The 831-nt window shown below is 66.1% G+C and carries 1 protein-coding gene and 1 pseudogene; both read left to right on the top strand.

All coding sequences use genetic code 11. The features are described 5' to 3' along the window. Window positions 1–386 (top strand): annotated as a pseudogene (locus tag B2284_RS07180) (DNA topoisomerase IV subunit B); the annotation flags it as partial. A 92-nt stretch (window positions 387–478) separates the two neighbouring features. Next, a partial coding sequence (locus B2284_RS07175) for a DNA gyrase subunit A (RefSeq protein ID WP_286697330.1) occupies window positions 479–831 on the top strand: 353 nt, incomplete at its 3' end.

The raw sequence follows: 831 nt of genomic DNA, 5'->3' as shown, positions 1-831 counted from the left end.
TGTTCCGCTTCATGCGCCCGCTCATCGAGGCCGGATACGTCTACCTCGCCCAGCCGCCGCTGTACCGCATCAAGTGGAGCAACCACGAGCACGAGTTCGCCTTCACCGACCGCGAGCGCGACGCGATGATCGACGCAGGCCAGTCGAAGGGCTGGCGCCTGCCGAAGGAGAACGGCGTCCAGCGCTACAAGGGTCTCGGCGAGATGAATTACCAGGAATTGTGGGAGACCACGATGGACCCGGAGTCGCGCACGTTGCTCCAGGTCACGCTCGAGGACGCCGCGGCCGCCGACGAGATCTTCGCCGTGCTCATGGGTGAGGACGTCGAATCGCGACGCAGCTTCATCCAGCGCAACGCGAAGGACGTCAGGTTCCTCGACATCTGATCTGCGTTTCACGTGAAACGTGAGCGACGAGCCGCTCCGTTTCACGTGAAACATCGCGACAACTCGACAACCCTTCATCGAAGGAATGACACATGTCTGACGACACGAACCTGCCGGGCGACGACGCGTCCGACCTGCCGGACGATCTCCCCGAGGTCCCCCAGGGCGAAGCCGACGCTCCCGCCAGCGACGCCGCAGCAGCCGCGGCCGGCATCGACCCCACGCGCCCCGAGCCGCCGACGATGAAGGTGCCGAACAGGCCGGAGGCGCAGGCCGCCGTCGCCGCTCCGGTTGCGCACCGCGTCGACCCGATCGACCTCAACGCCGAGATGCAGCGCAGCTACATCGAGTACGCGATGAGCGTCATCGTCTCGCGTGCCCTGCCGGACGTGCGTGACGGCCTCAAGCCCGTGCACCGTCGCATCGTCTACGCCATGTACGACGG

This window comes from Dermacoccus sp. UBA1591, from assembly GCF_002322065.1.
Classification (GTDB): domain Bacteria; phylum Actinomycetota; class Actinomycetes; order Actinomycetales; family Dermatophilaceae; genus Dermacoccus; species Dermacoccus nishinomiyaensis.
The sequence above is the reverse complement of the archived record's forward strand: the minus strand, read 5'-3'. Positions and strand labels throughout refer to the sequence as shown.